Raw genomic sequence first — 14,363 nt, forward strand, 5'->3', positions numbered from 1 at the left:
CGCCCATGAAAGCGATCGACCTCCTGCGCCGCCGCGTGCTCCGGCTGCTGGCATCCGCCGGGCTTGGGGCCTCCACCCTGCCCTCCACCGCGGCCGTCCCGGCGCCCTTCGTGCTGAGTGACGCGCAATGGCGCGAGCGCCTGAGTCCTGCGCAATACCACGTGCTGCGCGAAGCCGGCACCGAGCGCGCGGGGAGCAGCCCCTTGAACGCCGAGAAGCGCGCAGGCATCTTCCGCTGCGCGGGTTGCGACTTGCCGCTGTTCTCGTCCGCCACCAAGTTCGAGAGCGGCACGGGCTGGCCCAGCTTCCATGCGCCGCTGCCGGATGCGCTGGGCACGAAGACCGACTTCCTGCTGATCATCCCGAGGACCGAGTACCACTGCGCGCGCTGCGGCGGGCACCACGGCCATGTGTTCGGCGACGGGCCGGCGCCGACCGGGAAGCGGTATTGCAGCAATGGGGTGGCGCTGCGGTTCGTGCCGGACGCATGACCTTGACGGCGCCACCCAGGGGCGCGCCGGTCTACCTCGTCTTCACTGCCACCACATCCATCGCAATAGTTGGGGAAACGCTGCCCGGACCACCTGACTCGGCACTGGACCAGCCGTTTTCGTCTCTCACCCGCTGTCGCCCCCGTCCTACCGCAACTGCCATTGCAGGTTCAGCCCCTGTTCTTGCAGACGCCCTTAGCCTTGTCTCCATAGCAACCCAAGGAGACAGCGCATGAAACGAACTCTTCAGGGCAAGGTCGCCACTGCAGTGTTGCTGCTGGCACCGCTCGTTGTGGCCACGGTGGCTCAACCGGCGGCCGCGCAGCAGCCTCAGTACCGCGTGGCGGAAAGCCGCCAGGGCACGATCAACGGCATGACCATCGACTCCGACTCCGGTCTGCGGCCCGGGTCCACGCTGCGCATCTCGGTTCGCGCGACGCCAGGCGCGCGCTGGGCGAATCTTGCGTTGAGCGACGACGTGCGCGTCCCGCTGCGCGAGCGCGCGCCGGGCGAGTACGTGGGCTCTTACGTGATCCGACAAAGAGACCGCATCGACCCGACGCGCCAAATGATGCTGCGTGCGGGATGGGGCGAGGGACCTGTGGCGGTCGCGTACAACTATCCGCCCGCATTCCGGACCCAGGCCATGGGCAATGCGCCGGCGACCGCGAATGCCGAAGTGAGCAACTTCGCCATGTGGCCGCGTGGCGACCGCATGGAACCCGGGCGCGTGGTGCACTTCCGCGTCGAAGGCACGCCGAATGCGCGTGCAGCCGTGCGCGTGCCGGGCGTGATCGACCGACTCGAGCTGCGCGAGGAACGCCCCGGCATGTACGTGGGCAGCTACACGATCCGCCGCCAGGATGACATCAACGCCTTCGCCGACGCGGCCGCGGTGCTGCGCACGGGCGACCAGCGCGTCGTGGCGCACCTGGACCGCGGCGGCTACAACCGTTGATGCAAAGCGGGCGGGGCGCGGCCTGCGCGTCTCGGCCCGCTTCAGGTTTCCTCGATCAGCAGGCAAAGGCGACGACAGTTTCGTGCCGCCGACATCGCTCTCCCGCGCCCCATCCGTTCAATCATCCTCGTTGCCCCAGTGACGATGGTGGCGCCGCGCCCACTGCTCACGCTCCCAGCGCTCCCGCTCCCAGCGCCGGTGCTCCCAATAGCGCCGGCGCCATTCCTGGCGCTGCTCCCATGAATACTGCGGAGTCACGTAGACGGGGCCATAGGGGGCGACGACGGCAGGCTCGGGATTGACGAACACCGGTTGAGATTGCACGTAGTTTGGAACGGGCGAGTTGTAGATCGGCACGCCTGCCGAGAAGTAGACATCCGCCTGTGCCGCGGAACCGGCGGCAAACAGCGCGCAACCAAGCGTGGCCGCGGCGATCGTTCGGGGGTGAATCTTCAGGTTCATGGAACACTCCTTCAGGTGGGAGGGATCGTGCGCTTGCGCGCATGAACGCTTGCTGAATGGCATCGCGAACTGACGCGGTCCAGCTGCGTGCCCCGGCGGACCCGCAGCGGCAATGCTTCCTGTAAGACAGCCACCGCCAAACCTGAAATCCTTCTTCTTACTTACAAAAAGAGCAACCCAAAGGTCCGGAGAATCGCGCGCTGGCCATGCTGGTGGCCACGACAGCGTGGGCGGCCGATCCGCCCTCCTTCGTCGACGCCGCGCGCGGCCCGACGCCGCTCACCGAATCGACCCAACCTCCCCGGCTGGGCAACCAGGTCAACGACGACGTCCGGCTGCCGCGCAACTACACCGCGCAGCCGCCTGTGATTCCGCACCGCACCGACGGCTACCAGGTCGACCGCAACTTCAACAAGTGCCTCGACTGCCATGCGCGCGCGCACCGAGTTCTCGGGCGCGGTGCCGGTCAGCGCCTCGCACTACATGGACCGCAACGGCAAGGGGCTCGAGCAGATCTCCAGGGCCAACGATTCGCTCGAATGCCGCAACTGCCACAACTACGCCATGGACTTCACGCGGCAGAGCGTTCGGGCCCAGGCCATGCACTCGACCCACCTCGCCAACCAGCAGAAGACCTGCATCGACTGCCACAAGGGCATCGCGCATTCCCTGCCGTACATCCCACCGGGCAAGGGTCCCAGCGACTCACCCGGACAGGCGCCGGCCCGCGGCGATCCGCAGGTGGCGGAGCCGGTGTCGCTGCCGGCGAGCGCTGCGCGCTGACGCGCGCCGCAGAAAGGGCAAGCAAGTGGGAGGTCGTGGTGGTGTGTCGCTGCATTGGGGCGCCTGGCGAAGCTCTGCCCAATAACACGCCGTCCCTCAAGGCTGCGGTCGTTCCGTCAGCAGCGCAGCGATCTCGGTGAGCCCCACCAGCACCTGCACGCCCGAGATGCGCGACAAGTGGACCGCACCCGCACCGCCGGCCCAGAGCTGCATCGCAGCCGGCAGCGCGGCGCGCACCTGCCGCACCAGCGGGGATGCGAATCGCGCAGGGAAGGCGGACGACAGCGATAGGGCGACGATGTCGACGCCGTGCGCCTGTGCCGCGCGCACGATCTCCAGGATCGGCATCTGCATGCCCAGGTTGATGCAGCGCGCGCCGTGCAGCGTGAACAGGCATTCCGCCATCAGCAATCCCATCGCGTGCGGCTCGTCGGGCAGGGTCGTGAGCAGCACGACGGGCGCGCGGCCGGCGGGAAGCTGCGTGATCGACTGCCGCAGCACGCGCGTCACCACTTCGGTGAACAGGTGCTCCTCGTGGATCTGCAACTCGCCCTTTGCCCATGCCTCGCCCACAAGGACCGTCATGGGACTCACGGTGTCCAGGACAAATCGCTGGAGGCCGTCCTGCGCGACGCGATGCTGGAGCGCATCGGCGAGTGCCTGCGCGTCGTGCGCCCGCAGGTGCCGCAGGAAGCCGTCCAGCTCGGGCGCCGGCTCGCGGGACGCGGCGCGCCCCTGCTCCAGCGAGCTCGCGAGCGCCTGCAGTTCCTTCCAGGTCGCCGGCAGCAGCCGACCGGCCCGCAAGCCCCGGTCCATCAACCGTTTCACCAGCGCCAGCCGGCGCACCTGATCCGCCGGGTAGAGGCGCTCGCCGTGTGAATCCCGGTGCGGGGCGGGAAAGCCGTAGCGGCGCTCCCAGACCCGCAGCACGTCCTTCGACACCCCGACCTCGCGCTCCACCGCGGCGATGCTGAACGCTGGTTCTTTGGTTGCAATTTTGTCCAAGACAAATCCTTGACAGGGTACGAGCCGCCCGTTATCTTTCGGCCTCATTCTAGTTTGTCCAGGACAAATCACCCACCCCGTCACGGAGACCATCATGCTCACTCGCATCAGGCACCTTGTCGCTCTCGCCCTGCTGGCCTTCGTCGCCGGCTGCGGCGGCGGCGGCGACGAGGTTTCGCGCAACGTCGTGCAGCAGGCGCAAGCCGACCCGCGCCTGTCCATCCTGGTGGAGGCCGTCACCGCGGCCGACCTGGGCGCCACCCTCAGCGGCAGCGGCCCGTTCACGGTGTTCGCCCCCACCAACGACGCGTTCGCTTCGCTGCTGCAGGAACTCGGCGTCACCAAGGATCAGCTGATCGCGAACAAGCCTCTGCTCACCGCCGTACTGACGTACCACGTGGTGCCCGGCCGCGTCACGCAGGCGCAGATCCCGCTGAACACGCCTATCACGACCCTGCAGGGGCAGACCCTCACGGTGAACAGCGCGTTCGTGATCACGGACCAGCGCTCACGCACCGCCCGCATCGTGCAGTCCGACATCGCCGCCACCAACGGCGTGGTGCACGTGATCGACCGCGTCGTCCTTCCCCGCCCCTGAACCCCTGTTTCCCTTGCCTTGACCCTTACTGGAGATCCCCATGAAAAAAGCCCTTTTCGTTGCCGCCCTCGTGGCCGCTTCCGTGTCCGCGCAAGCCAAGGACATCGTCGATACCGCGGTCGCCGCGGGTGACTTCAAGACCCTCGCCGTGGCTTTGGACAAGGCCGGCCTGGTGCAGACCCTCAAGGGTCCGGGTCCCTTCACGGTGTTCGCGCCCACGGACGCGGCGTTCGCCAAGATTCCCAAGGACCAGCTCGACGCGCTGCTCGCCGACAAGGCGAAGCTCACCGCCGTGCTCACCTACCACGTCGTGCCGGGCAAGGTGATGGCGCAGGACGTCAAGGCGGGCAAGGTGAAGACGGTGCAGGGCAGCGACCTGACCGTCAGCACCGCCGGCGGCGTCAAGGTCGACGCAGCGAACGTGGTGAAGACGGACATCGTCGCCGACAACGGCGTCATCCACGTCATCGACAGCGTCGTCCTGCCCAAGTAATGGGGCTGCGCACGCGCGATCGGAAGGCCGCGTGCGCCAGGCTTGTGCAGGGGCGCAATGCCCCTGCCGCAGCGCATGCATTGCGCCTGACTTCCCTGCTCCTTCGCCGCCCCACAGCCCGTAAGGCCATGTTGCCAACGAAGGCGTTTCAAGTCGCCGGAGGAAACCTCATCTTCTGCGCCCACCGGTTCTGGAATGCGTAGGTCGCCGTGCTCGCGTACACGCCTGCGCGCGTGAAGGGCTCGTCGTCCAGCCAGCGCCGGGCCTCTTCCCGCGAGGGAAAGTCGATCACCAGCAGGCTGCCCACCATGGTCTTGCCATCGTCGGCGAGCAGCGGCCCCGCGAACGCCATCTGGTCGGCCTTGGCCGAAAGGTAGGCCTTGTGCTCGGGGCGGATCTCGGTGCGCAGCACCAGCGCACCGGGCTTGTCCAGCAGGAAGAAGGTGTAGAGCATGGATGTTCCCCTTTCGATGTGCGCAGGGACGCGCTCCCGGTCAGGGCACCAGCAGCACGACCTGCGCTTCGCCCACCTGCAGCAGGTCGAGCGCCGCGCCCGCTGCCTTGTCGTGCGCAACGTCTTCCAGGGCCTGCCCGCGCAGCCGGAGAAGAAGCCATGAGGGACCTGTTGCGGCGCTACTGGGCCACCATCCGCCGGCCCAGCGTGCACTACAGCCTGGGCTTCCTCACCATCGGCGGCTTCATCGGCGGCATCGACCTGCATCGACTGCCACGAGGGCATCGCGCATACCTGCCGTACATCCCACCGGGCAAGGGTCCCAGCGACTCACCCGGACAGGCGCCGGCCCGGGGCGATCCGCAGGTGGCGGAACCGGTCTCGCTGCCGGCAAGCGCTGCCGTGCGCTGAAGCCGTGCCGGCACCGTGAGGAGGTAGCGCGTCCGGGGATACTCCTGGCGACAGTCACGTTTCGCTACGGCCCTCGTCCTACAGTCAATCCGACACCCGCGCACCAGCATTCGTGTCAGCCGGCGCTGTCAGGACGCATCGCAATCCGCAGCGGTTCAGCACCGCTTGCGCACCGGACCCCCCTGTACTGCGCAGCACTTCACCCCAGGAGGTACAGCAACATGGCCACCCGCAAGAGCAGGAACAGCACGCGTCAAACCACGGCCCGGGCGTCCCACCACGTCGATCGCGCACCGCATCAGCAAGCCGCCCAGCCAGGCGCCCACCAGCAAATCGCCATCGCAACCGAGACGATGTCGGCCTGGATCCGTGGCGCGGAGCTCTGGAGCCAGTGGCAGCTGCAGGCGGTGCAGCGCAGTGGCAAGACCTGGAGCGATGCCGCGGAACGCCTGCGCGCGGCCACCAGCCCGCTGGACCTGATCAGTGTCCAGAACCAGCTGGTGATGGATTCCGTTCAGCAGGTGCTGGGGTTGGCGCAGGACTTCGCGCAGATGACGGCGTCGATGCAGGCGCGCAGTGCGGCCCGGCCGGCAGAGCCGGCCAGCGATACGGTCGAACCGCTGCCCGCCATGATGAACGCATGGCAGGCCATGGTGGACCCCATGGGGCTGGCTGGCGCGGCCGCGGCGAGCGTCACGCACCATTGAAGGACGGGCCAGCGCACGAGGCCCGGCGAGGAAGTCAGAAGGCTGGCTTGTCGCTCAGAGCCTTCAGGTTGGCCTTCAACGCGGCGCTCATGGGCATGTCCAGGACCACGCCCTTCGGCGGGATCGGCGACTGGAACCAGCGCGCGTACATGCGCGCGAACTCACCGGATTTCATCGCCTTGCCGATGGCGCGGTCGACGACCTGCTTGAAGCGGGCGTCGCCCTTGCGCACCATGCAGCCGTAGGGCTCCACCTGGAGCGTCTCGCCCACGACGACAAGCGATGCCGGGTCTTCGGCGTTGGCGCGAATACCGTACAAAAGCACGTCGTCCGACGCGAGCGCCGCCGCGCGCCCGTCCCGCAGGGAGTCGAACGCTGCACCGTAGTCCTTGGCCGGCAGGAACTGCACCGCGGGCGCCAGGGCGGCGGTGTGCTGGCGAAGCACCTTCTCGTTGGTGCTGCCTGCGGTGGTGGCAACCACCTTGCCCGCCAGGTCTTCGTACCGCCGCACGCCCGAGTCCGTTCGGGCCAGGACACGCGTTCCGGCATAGAAGAAACTGGTGGAGAAAGCGACGTCGGCGCCGCGCGCCCTGGTGTTGGTGGTCGAGCCGCACTCGAGGTCGTACGCCCCGGCGACGAGCTGCGGGATGCGCGTCTGTCCGGTCACGGGCACGTAGCGCACCTGCAGCGCAGGCTGCTTCAGCTCGCGGCGGACCTCGTCGACGATCAGCTCCGTGAGGTCCACGGAAAACCCGACCGGCTTGGTCGGACTGATGAGATAGCTGAACGGAGCAGCCGATTCGCGGTACGAGACCGTGATGCCATGGTCCCGCGCCACCTTCTCCAGCGTCTGTGCTTGGGCCGTTGCAGTCAACGACGTGATCCCGGCGGCCAGCGCGAGGACGGCGAGCTTGCTTCTATCCATGGGGAAGCCTTTCGCGGGCAGTCGGCCCGTCGACCAGAATGCTCCGCTGCCTGCCGCAATCATTGATCGGTATCAAGCGCAGTGCGCGAACGTGCGGTTGCGGCGCTTGACACGGCCTGCAGGCGCGCGTGGAACAGGCGCAGTGATCGGCGATCGTCAAGGCGGCCGACGCGGCGCTGGCGTGCGCCGTGGCCTACCCGCAGGCGGGGAGCGTGGACGCCTGCACCGCGGGACTGGCCAAGGCAAGAGAGGCACGCTACGGGCGCACCCAGTGCACCTTGCCGCGCAGCGCCGCGGTGGCGCTCTCGCAATGCTGTTCGAACCTCAGGTCGATCGCTGCCAGGCCGCTTGCGTCGTACGAAACGCTGTCCACGGCAAACCAGCCTTGCAGGGTGTTGCAGCCGCGGCCGTTGCCGCTCCAGTCCAGGCCTCCGCGCACATGGTTGTGGAAGGGATAGCGGCTCAGGTTTCCGTAGTAGCCCACCTGCAGTTGCGCCAGGCTGTCCATCGCCTGGAAGACACCGGTCCATCCGCCGCCGGCCACGTTCACTTGGCCCGGCCCGGTGAAGGTCGACAGGGTGGTCGTGGTCGAGATCACGCCCTGCCCGATGTAGTCACCGGGATCGGAGGCGAGATAGACGTAGTTCCCGCTCGCGGGCGTGGCGCCGGACGGCGGTGCCCACAGGGTCGCAGGGATCGGCGTCACGGGTCCCGGCGGCGCGGTGGTGTCGTTCGCGTCCCAGTGGATCTTGCCGTGCAGCGCGGGCGCCAGCCCTTCGCAGTGCTGCTCGAAGCGCAGGTCCAGGGTGGCAAGGCTGGAGCCGTTCCACGTCACGCCGTCCACGACCATCCAGCCCGTGAGCTTGTTGCAGCCACGACCTTCGCCATCCCAGGAAAGTCCGCCCTTCACAGGGTTGTGGAAGGGATAGCGCATCAGGCCCGGGTAGTACCCGGGCTGCAGCTGCGTGAGGGTGTTCATCGTGATGAAGTCCCCGGTCCAGTTCTGGTCACCGCCGACATTCACGGTGACCTTGGTGCCGGACACGGCCACCGAGAGCAGCGCATCGGCCTTGGTGTAGGTGTAGCTGCGGCCGCTTCCGATGAAATCGCCCGCGTCGCTTTGCAGGTGGACGTAGCTGCCGCTGGAGGGCGTCGCGGTCGGCGCCGGCGCCCACAGCGTGCTGGGTGGAGGATCGATGGGACCCGGGGGCGTGGTCGCATCGCTCGCGACCCACACCACGTGGCCGCGCAGGGCGGCGCTCACGCCTTCGCAGTGCTGCTCGAAGCTGAGGTCGAGGGCGTCCAGCACGTTGGCCGCGCTGTAGCTAGCGCTGTTGACTGTGATCGAGCCGCTCAGGGTATTGCAGCCGCGTCCCTCCCCCGCCCAATCGAGCCCACCGACCGCCGGGTCCCGCAGCGCGGCGCGCGTCAGGTTCATGTACGTGCCCGGCACGAACTGCGTGACGCCGCTGGGCAGCTGGAACTCGCCCCCCCAGCGCTGGTCCCCAGCCACCGTGACGACCAGGGAACCCCCGTTCGGCGTGAACGAGAGGACCGAGTCCGCGCGCGTGTACGAATAGGTGAGGCCGCCGCCGATGTAGTCGTTGACGTCGCTCTGGAGCAGCACCGAGGTCTGCCCCGCCCTGGGCGCGACGTAGGTCGAGATCTGCACCGCCGCCGTGTTGTTGCCGGGCACCGCGTCGCCGGCGGAGCTCACCGTCATCGTGTCGCGCACGCTGCCGCTGGTACCCGCCGCCACCTGCACAGGCAACGTGAAGACCAGGCTGCCATTGGCGGGCAGCCTCGGCACGGCCATGCTGGCGCCCACGGCCGGACACACGGCGCCGCCGCCGGCCGCGCAGGACATCGTTCCGGCGATCTGCGACGGACCCAGTGTGTTCTGGATCGAAACGTTGCGCGCCTCGTCGGGGCCGGCATTCAGCACCGTCATCGTGTAGGTCGCGGTGGTGCCGGCCTGCACGGGCGTGCTGGGGCCCCGGCCGCTGACGGAGACGTCTGCCCGGTAGGCGTGGACGATGGCCAACGTGACGTTGTCGGCGGGCTGCGACTCGTTGAGCGCGTCTGCCATGAGCGTGCTGGTGATCGCCCCGCGGGCGTCCGCGGCCAGCGTGACCGGCGCGACGAAGACCAGGCGGCCGCCCGGCGGGATGTCCGGGACCTCGCCCGAGCCAATGGGAGGTGGGCACGTGGCGCCCCCCGTCGCGGAACACGTGAAGTCCGGATCGGCCGCGAAGCCCACGGCCCATTCGGCGGAGAGCTCGACGCCCCGCGCAGGGCCCGCACCGTTGTTGGTGACCGTGATGGTCAGCGTGGTGGTGCCGCCGGCCGGCACCAATGCGTCGCCGAAGGACGCAGACAAGGCAAGATTGCTGGCTGCCGGTTCGGGGGCAGGCGTTCCGCCCCCCGCACCCGTACCGCCACCACCACCACCACCACCGCCGCCACACGCGACGAGGCAAGCGGCAAGACCTGCCGCGACCCACGACTTCAACGCCATACATCCCCTCCCAGGAACCCGGCGAATCTAGCGACTGCAGGGACGGCGCGGCCCCGGGGAGAACCCTCACGCAGGAGAGCAAGACCCCCTTGTTGGAGGAAGCATTGAGCAAGTGCAATGAACCAGCACCGCAGTTGTCCATGGATGCCTGGCTCCCTCCCCCCTCTGGGGAGAGGCAGGGGCACGCAGCGCCCACCATCACCCGCCATCGGCCGGCGCCGACCGGGAAGCGGTATTGCAGCAATGGGGTGGCGCTGCGGTCGTGCCGGACGCATGACCTTGACGGCGCGACCCAAGGGGCGTACCGGTCTACTTCGTCTTCACTGCCACCACATCCATCGCTTCCACCGCCTCCGAGTATTGCGGACTGGCGCTGCCCGGCGTCGTGAAGAAACGCGGTCCGCCGGAGGGTCACCGGGCGTCGGTGAGGCACAGGCCGAGACGAACAGCGCAACCACCAGGAAAATTCGGCCCATCCAATGCCCCTTAAGCGGGATGCTTCCCCCCTGATGTGACCGCGAAAAGTCGCCTTGTCATCGGCCGAACGGAGGCGAAGCACCGGTCGAAGCCCCGCCGGGCTCCCCGGCTGCCTTGCGCCTTTCTCACGCATGCACCCCTGGGTGCGTACCATGGAATCAGCCGCAGATTCGGAGAGCAGATCCATGTGCCGGAACATCAAGACCCTCTTCAACTTCGAGCCGCCCGCGACGGAGCTCGAAATCCGCGATGCCTCCCTGCAATTCGTCCGCAAGCTCAGTGGCTTCAATGTCCCGTCCAGGGCCAATGAAGCGGCTTTCGAGCGCGCGGTGGAAGAGGTTGCGGCGTCGGCGCGGACCTTGATCCAGTCGTTGGTCACCAGCGCCGAACCCCGCACGCGCGAGGCCGAGGCGGCCAGGGCGCGCGAGCGTGCCGTCGCGCGATTCGGCGAGAGGCGATGAAACGACCCGCCCCCATCGGGGCGGCAAGCGTGGTCACCGCGCTGCGGGAACCAGCTGATCGAAGCCGGAACGGGTGGGCTTCCTGCGGCTCGTTTGCATCATCTGTTGCAGGCGGCCGCGCAGGTACTGGACGTGCTGAACCCGCGTCCGCCGATATGAGGTCAAGGTCCTAGGCGTTAACCCCAGGGTCTCGGGTCCGCCTGGCGATGGCGCCCCATCCACGTGGCCGTCGTCGCGGCCAGTTCCTCCAGCACCTGCGCATCCGAGCGGCCCGAGCGCACCAGGACATGGAACGCGTGGTCCGCCCCCTCCACGACATGCAGCGTCGCGAGCCGACCCAGTTGCGACGTCGTCGTTCGGATCAGGTCCAGGTCGGCCAGGGCATCGCGCGTTCCCTGCAGGAACAGCATCGGCACCTTCACGTCGGCAAGGTGCGCAGCGCGCTGGGTGCCCGGCTTGCCCGCCGGATGCAGCGGAAATCCGACGAACACCAGGCCCCGCACGCCATCGAGGGGCTGCGCCGCCTGCGCCTGCGACGTCATGCGGCCGCCGAACGACTTTCCGCCCGCGTAAAGGGGCAGCCCAGGCAGGCGCGTAGCCGCCTCGGCCACGGCGGCCCGCACGGCCATCTGCGCGGTGGCGGGAGCGTCCGGCCGCTTGCTGCCGGCCTCCATGAAGGGGAACTGGTAGCGCAGCGTGGCGATGTCGCGGTCACCCAGCGCCGCGGCCAGGTTGGCCATGAAGGGATGGTCCATGCCGGCGCCCGCGCCGTGGCCGAACACGAAGACCGACGACACCGCCGCCGGTTTCAGCAGCACGGCCGAGACCGACGCGCCCGTGGGGAGGCTGATGCGCAGGGGCGTGGCACCGGTTTTCATGGGGCTCACTGTGCGAGTTCGCAGCGCTTGGTGTCGGCGCCTCAGGGCATGCGCGAGGAGTGATGGTGCACCAGAACCCACTTGCCCTCGCGCCGCTGGAACACCATGGTGTAGCGCGACGGATTGGACACCGCGGCCCCGTCACGCTGGTCCGTGAACGTGTAGCCGCCGCTGTCGGTCGCCACGTCGCCCAGCACGCGCACGTTGTGCGAGTCGAAGCGCACGCGCGCGTTGGGCCTGGACCCCGCGTCCTTGAAGTAGGCGAAAACGGCGGCGGGATCGGTGGCAATGCCCTTCATGGTCGTTCCCCAGAACGTTGCGTCCTTCGCGTACGTTCCGGCGATCCTGGCCGGGTCGCGGGAGTCGTAGGCGGCCTTCCAGGCCTCGGCGGCGGCGATCACGTCGCCCTCGCCTCCAGTGGGCGCCGGAGTGGCGCAGCCTGCCAGGACGAGAGTTGCGGCAAGGACAAGGGAGCGTCGCGTGTGCATGGAGGATCTCCTGGGAAGCAGGCGGAGACTACTGCGCCAGGCGGCGGCGTCAAGAGGCTGTCGAGTTGCCTTGGCTGCCTGAGGGCGCCGGCGGCTGACGGCGTAAGGGATTCGGAAGGGTCAGGGAGATAGAGTTCTGGACCATTCGAACCCAGGAGACCCACATGACCCGTGAAGTCGTCGCCGTCAGCGCAGTGCGCACGGCCATCGGCACCTTCGGCGGCAGCCTGAAGGACATTCCCCCCACCGACCTCGGCGCGCTGGTCGTGCGCGAGTCGCTGGCGCGCAGCCAGGTTGCCGGCACCGACGTCGGGCACGTGGTGTTCGGCCATGTGGTGAACACCGAGCCCAAGGACATGTACCTGTCGCGCGTGGCCGCCATCAACGGCGGCTGCGGCGAAGGCACGCCCGCCTTCAACGTCAATCGCCTGTGCGGCTCCGGCCTGCAAGCCATCATCTCGGCCGCGCAGAGCATCCTGCTGGGCGACACCGACATCGCCATCGGCGGCGGCGCCGAGAACATGAGCCGCGCGCCGTACGCGAACCTCACCGCGCGCTGGGGCGCGCGCATGGGCGACGCCAAGCTGGTCGACATGATGGTCGGCGCGCTGCACGACCCCTTCCACAACATCCACATGGGCGTGACGGCCGAGAACGTCGCCACCAAGTGGAACATCAGCCGCGAGGACCAGGACCGCCTGGCCGTGGAGAGCCACAACCGCGCCGAAAGGGCGACCGCGGCCGGCTACTTCAAGGACCAGATCGTTCCCGTCACGCTGAAGTCCCGCAAGGGCGACACCCTGTTCACGGTGGACGAGCACTTCCGTGCCGGCTGCAAGCCGGAGGACATGTCCAAGCTCAAGCCGGTGTTCGCCAAGGAGAACGGCACGGTGACGGCCGGGAACGCCTCGGGCATCAACGACGCCGCCGCTGCCGTGGTGCTGATGGAGCGCAGCGTCGCCGAGAAGCGCGGCCTGAAGCCCCTGGCGCGGCTGGTGGCCTGGGCGCATGCCGGCGTGGACCCCAAGTACATGGGCATCGGCCCGGTGCCGGCCACGCGCAAGGTGCTGGAAAGGGCGAACCTGAAGGCCGGCGACCTTGACGTGATCGAAGCCAACGAGGCCTTCGCGGCGCAGGCCTGCGCGGTGCTCAAGGACCTGCAGCTCGACCCGGCCAAGGTCAACCCCAACGGCTCCGGCATCTCGCTGGGCCACCCGATCGGCGCCACCGGCGCGCTGATCACGGTGAAGGCGCTGCACGAACTCAATCGCATCGGCGGGCGTTATGCGCTGGTGACGATGTGCATCGGCGGTGGGCAGGGGATTGCGGCGATCTTCGAGCGGAGCTGACGGAACGGGAGCTCCGAAGTCTCGGAGTTCCCTCCCGCAACCCGCGAATTCGTTCTGGCCGCAGATGCGCAATTCGGCTGGAGTCCCAGCCATGCGCTGGAAGCCTCACTGAACGGGAATGCCGGCCTGCGTTACCCCCTTGCCCCACTCACGTCACCGGCCTCCGAACAACCGCGCCACCCCGCCGCGCAAATGCCTGTCCATCGCCGCCCGCGCCGCCTTCGGGTCGCCCGCGGCGATGGCCTCGTCGATCGCCCGGTGCTCGTCGCGGACGTCGCGGGCCCGGCCCTGCTTTTGCTGGGGCGACAACTCGCGCACGAGCTTGACGGCGTAGCGGAACTGCTCCTCCAACGCAGCCATCGTCAGCACGAAGAAGCGGTTGCCGCCGGCCTCCGCGATCGCGCGGTGGAACGCGATGTCCTCGTCGATGGCGGGCTTGCCCTGCCCCAGCGCGGCGTCGAACAGGCGCCGCTTGGCCGTGATGGCGTGCAGCAGGTGCCTGTCCTTGCAGAGCGCGGCGCGCGCCGCGGTTTCGCCTTCCAGCACGCCGCGGAAGTCCAGCAGGGCGCGAATGTCGGGGATGCTCTGCAACGAACCGAAGGTGACGCCGGATAGCGGCGCCGGCTCGCCGACGAAGTTGCCCGCGCCCTGGCGCGCATAGACGCGGCCCTCGGCCCGCAGGCGCGCCAGCGCCTGCCGCACCACCGGCCGCGAGGCGCCGAAGCGCTCGCCCAGGGCGCTCTCGCTCGGCAGGCGGCTTTGCGGCGCAAGCCCGTCGCGGGCGATGAAGGCGACGATCTGCTCGTAGACCTGGTCGGGGAGGCTGGAAGTGGTCATGGGGACAGGCGAAACCAAGTTGTTTGACAAGTTTCTCATTTCGTTGACAGGTTTGCCAAGCGGTCCGG

At 68.5% G+C, this 14,363-nt stretch carries 16 protein-coding genes and 3 pseudogenes; 11 read left to right on the top strand and 8 right to left on the bottom strand.

Annotated elements, in window-relative coordinates; all coding sequences use genetic code 11:
- Positions 1-5: 5 nt before the first annotated feature.
- Together msrB and AC1DSA_RS17650 are read left to right on the top strand one after the other, a co-directional pair.
- Entirely contained in the window at positions 6-491 is a 486-nt protein-coding gene (gene msrB, locus AC1DSA_RS17645; RefSeq protein ID WP_477891516.1) for a peptide-methionine (R)-S-oxide reductase MsrB, read from the top strand.
- 232 nt (positions 492-723) lie between these two features.
- Positions 724-1,449, top strand: coding sequence for a hypothetical protein (locus AC1DSA_RS17650; protein ID WP_477891518.1), 726 nt, complete (start codon positions 724-726; stop codon positions 1,447-1,449).
- 117 nt (positions 1,450-1,566) lie between these two features.
- Here AC1DSA_RS17650 and AC1DSA_RS17655 read toward each other — a convergent pair whose 3' ends face one another.
- Positions 1,567-1,911 carry a hypothetical protein gene (locus AC1DSA_RS17655; protein ID WP_477891520.1) on the bottom strand — a complete coding sequence of 115 codons (345 nt, stop codon included), beginning with the start codon at positions 1,909-1,911 and terminating at the stop codon, positions 1,567-1,569.
- 206 nt (positions 1,912-2,117) lie between these two features.
- Here AC1DSA_RS17655 and AC1DSA_RS17660 point away from each other — a divergent pair.
- Both AC1DSA_RS17660 and AC1DSA_RS17665 read left to right on the top strand, forming a co-directional pair.
- A pseudogene (locus AC1DSA_RS17660) lies at positions 2,118-2,403 on the top strand (nitrate reductase cytochrome c-type subunit); the annotation flags it as partial.
- A 27-nt stretch (positions 2,404-2,430) separates the two neighbouring features.
- A pseudogene (locus AC1DSA_RS17665) lies at positions 2,431-2,694 on the top strand (NapC/NirT family cytochrome c); the annotation flags it as partial.
- Positions 2,695-2,790: 96 nt separating this feature from the next.
- Here the strand turns inward: AC1DSA_RS17665 and AC1DSA_RS17670 are convergent.
- The gene (locus tag AC1DSA_RS17670; RefSeq protein ID WP_477891522.1) at positions 2,791-3,699 is read right to left on the bottom strand and encodes a MerR family transcriptional regulator; all 909 of its coding nucleotides are present in this window, start codon (positions 3,697-3,699) and stop codon (positions 2,791-2,793) included.
- A 94-nt stretch (positions 3,700-3,793) separates the two neighbouring features.
- On the opposite strand from AC1DSA_RS17670, the gene AC1DSA_RS17675 reads away from it, so the two are divergent.
- Together AC1DSA_RS17675 and AC1DSA_RS17680 are read left to right on the top strand one after the other, a co-directional pair.
- A complete protein-coding gene (locus AC1DSA_RS17675) occupies positions 3,794-4,297 on the top strand; it encodes a fasciclin domain-containing protein (RefSeq protein ID WP_477891524.1) in 504 nt (167 codons plus the stop codon).
- A gap of 40 nt (positions 4,298-4,337) precedes the next feature.
- Complete coding sequence (locus AC1DSA_RS17680; protein WP_477891526.1) at positions 4,338-4,790, top strand: fasciclin domain-containing protein; 453 nt, start codon at positions 4,338-4,340, stop codon at positions 4,788-4,790.
- Positions 4,791-4,938: 148 nt separating this feature from the next.
- Here the strand turns inward: AC1DSA_RS17680 and AC1DSA_RS17685 are convergent, their stop codons facing one another.
- Positions 4,939-5,244, bottom strand: a complete 306-nt coding sequence (locus AC1DSA_RS17685) for a YciI family protein (RefSeq protein ID WP_477891528.1) — start codon at positions 5,242-5,244, stop codon at positions 4,939-4,941.
- Here AC1DSA_RS17685 and AC1DSA_RS17690 point away from each other — a divergent pair.
- From AC1DSA_RS17690 to AC1DSA_RS17700, 3 genes and pseudogenes are all read left to right on the top strand, one after another.
- Positions 5,243-5,407 (top strand): hypothetical protein, encoded by a 165-nt coding sequence (locus tag AC1DSA_RS17690; protein ID WP_477891530.1) that lies wholly within the window; start codon positions 5,243-5,245, stop codon positions 5,405-5,407. The genes AC1DSA_RS17685 and AC1DSA_RS17690 overlap by 2 nt on opposite strands.
- A pseudogene (locus AC1DSA_RS17695) lies at positions 5,404-5,502 on the top strand (cytochrome C); the annotation flags it as partial. The gene AC1DSA_RS17690 and the pseudogene AC1DSA_RS17695, both read left to right, overlap by 4 nt.
- Positions 5,503-5,876: 374 nt before the next feature.
- On the top strand, positions 5,877-6,362 hold the full coding sequence (locus tag AC1DSA_RS17700; protein ID WP_477891532.1) for a phasin family protein: 486 nt from the start codon (positions 5,877-5,879) through the stop codon (positions 6,360-6,362).
- Between the two features lie 34 nt (positions 6,363-6,396).
- Here the strand turns inward: AC1DSA_RS17700 and AC1DSA_RS17705 are convergent, their stop codons facing one another.
- Together AC1DSA_RS17705 and AC1DSA_RS17710 are read right to left on the bottom strand one after the other, a co-directional pair.
- On the bottom strand, positions 6,397-7,287 hold the full coding sequence (locus AC1DSA_RS17705) for an amino acid ABC transporter substrate-binding protein (RefSeq protein ID WP_477891534.1): 891 nt from the start codon (positions 7,285-7,287) through the stop codon (positions 6,397-6,399).
- Positions 7,288-7,543: 256 nt separating this feature from the next.
- Positions 7,544-9,667 carry a DUF11 domain-containing protein gene (locus AC1DSA_RS17710; RefSeq protein WP_477891536.1) on the bottom strand — a complete coding sequence of 708 codons (2,124 nt, stop codon included), beginning with the start codon at positions 9,665-9,667 and terminating at the stop codon, positions 7,544-7,546.
- A gap of 800 nt (positions 9,668-10,467) precedes the next feature.
- Here AC1DSA_RS17710 and AC1DSA_RS17715 point away from each other — a divergent pair.
- Positions 10,468-10,743, top strand: coding sequence for a DUF2277 domain-containing protein (locus tag AC1DSA_RS17715; RefSeq protein WP_477891538.1), 276 nt, complete (start codon positions 10,468-10,470; stop codon positions 10,741-10,743).
- Between the two features lie 176 nt (positions 10,744-10,919).
- Here AC1DSA_RS17715 and AC1DSA_RS17720 read toward each other — a convergent pair whose 3' ends face one another.
- Both AC1DSA_RS17720 and AC1DSA_RS17725 read right to left on the bottom strand, forming a co-directional pair.
- Positions 10,920-11,621, bottom strand: coding sequence for an alpha/beta hydrolase family protein (locus AC1DSA_RS17720; RefSeq protein WP_477891540.1), 702 nt, complete (start codon positions 11,619-11,621; stop codon positions 10,920-10,922).
- Between the two features lie 41 nt (positions 11,622-11,662).
- Positions 11,663-12,109, bottom strand: a complete 447-nt coding sequence (locus AC1DSA_RS17725) for an SgcJ/EcaC family oxidoreductase (RefSeq protein WP_477891542.1) — start codon at positions 12,107-12,109, stop codon at positions 11,663-11,665.
- 164 nt (positions 12,110-12,273) lie between these two features.
- Here AC1DSA_RS17725 and bktB point away from each other — a divergent pair, with 164 nt between their 5' ends.
- Positions 12,274-13,458, top strand: a complete 1,185-nt coding sequence (gene bktB / locus AC1DSA_RS17730) for a beta-ketothiolase BktB (RefSeq protein WP_477891544.1) — start codon at positions 12,274-12,276, stop codon at positions 13,456-13,458.
- Positions 13,459-13,611: 153 nt separating this feature from the next.
- On the opposite strand, the gene AC1DSA_RS17735 is transcribed toward bktB, so the two are convergent.
- Positions 13,612-14,295, bottom strand: coding sequence for a FadR/GntR family transcriptional regulator (locus tag AC1DSA_RS17735; RefSeq protein WP_477891546.1), 684 nt, complete (start codon positions 14,293-14,295; stop codon positions 13,612-13,614).
- Between the last annotated feature and the right edge of the window lie 68 nt (positions 14,296-14,363).

The sequence above is a fragment of the Ramlibacter sp. P4_H7 genome, assembly GCF_056400765.1.

Excerpts from the sequence above, each read along its gene's own strand:
- msrB (WP_477891516.1), top strand. The coding sequence starts at position 6 with ATGAAAGCGATCGACCTCCTGCGCCGCCGCGTGCTCCGGCTGCTGGCA.
- AC1DSA_RS17650 (WP_477891518.1), top strand. The coding sequence starts at position 724 with ATGAAACGAACTCTTCAGGGCAAGGTCGCCACTGCAGTGTTGCTGCTG.
- AC1DSA_RS17655 (WP_477891520.1), bottom strand. The coding sequence starts at position 1,911 with ATGAACCTGAAGATTCACCCCCGAACGATCGCCGCGGCCACGCTTGGT.
- AC1DSA_RS17675 (WP_477891524.1), top strand. The coding sequence starts at position 3,794 with ATGCTCACTCGCATCAGGCACCTTGTCGCTCTCGCCCTGCTGGCCTTC.
- AC1DSA_RS17680 (WP_477891526.1), top strand. The coding sequence starts at position 4,338 with ATGAAAAAAGCCCTTTTCGTTGCCGCCCTCGTGGCCGCTTCCGTGTCC.
- AC1DSA_RS17690 (WP_477891530.1), top strand. The coding sequence starts at position 5,243 with ATGGATGTTCCCCTTTCGATGTGCGCAGGGACGCGCTCCCGGTCAGGG.
- AC1DSA_RS17685 (WP_477891528.1), bottom strand. The coding sequence starts at position 5,244 with ATGCTCTACACCTTCTTCCTGCTGGACAAGCCCGGTGCGCTGGTGCTG.
- AC1DSA_RS17700 (WP_477891532.1), top strand. The coding sequence starts at position 5,877 with ATGGCCACCCGCAAGAGCAGGAACAGCACGCGTCAAACCACGGCCCGG.
- AC1DSA_RS17705 (WP_477891534.1), bottom strand. The coding sequence starts at position 7,287 with ATGGATAGAAGCAAGCTCGCCGTCCTCGCGCTGGCCGCCGGGATCACG.
- AC1DSA_RS17715 (WP_477891538.1), top strand. The coding sequence starts at position 10,468 with ATGTGCCGGAACATCAAGACCCTCTTCAACTTCGAGCCGCCCGCGACG.
- AC1DSA_RS17720 (WP_477891540.1), bottom strand. The coding sequence starts at position 11,621 with ATGAAAACCGGTGCCACGCCCCTGCGCATCAGCCTCCCCACGGGCGCG.
- AC1DSA_RS17725 (WP_477891542.1), bottom strand. The coding sequence starts at position 12,109 with ATGCACACGCGACGCTCCCTTGTCCTTGCCGCAACTCTCGTCCTGGCA.
- bktB (WP_477891544.1), top strand. The coding sequence starts at position 12,274 with ATGACCCGTGAAGTCGTCGCCGTCAGCGCAGTGCGCACGGCCATCGGC.
- AC1DSA_RS17735 (WP_477891546.1), bottom strand. The coding sequence starts at position 14,295 with ATGACCACTTCCAGCCTCCCCGACCAGGTCTACGAGCAGATCGTCGCC.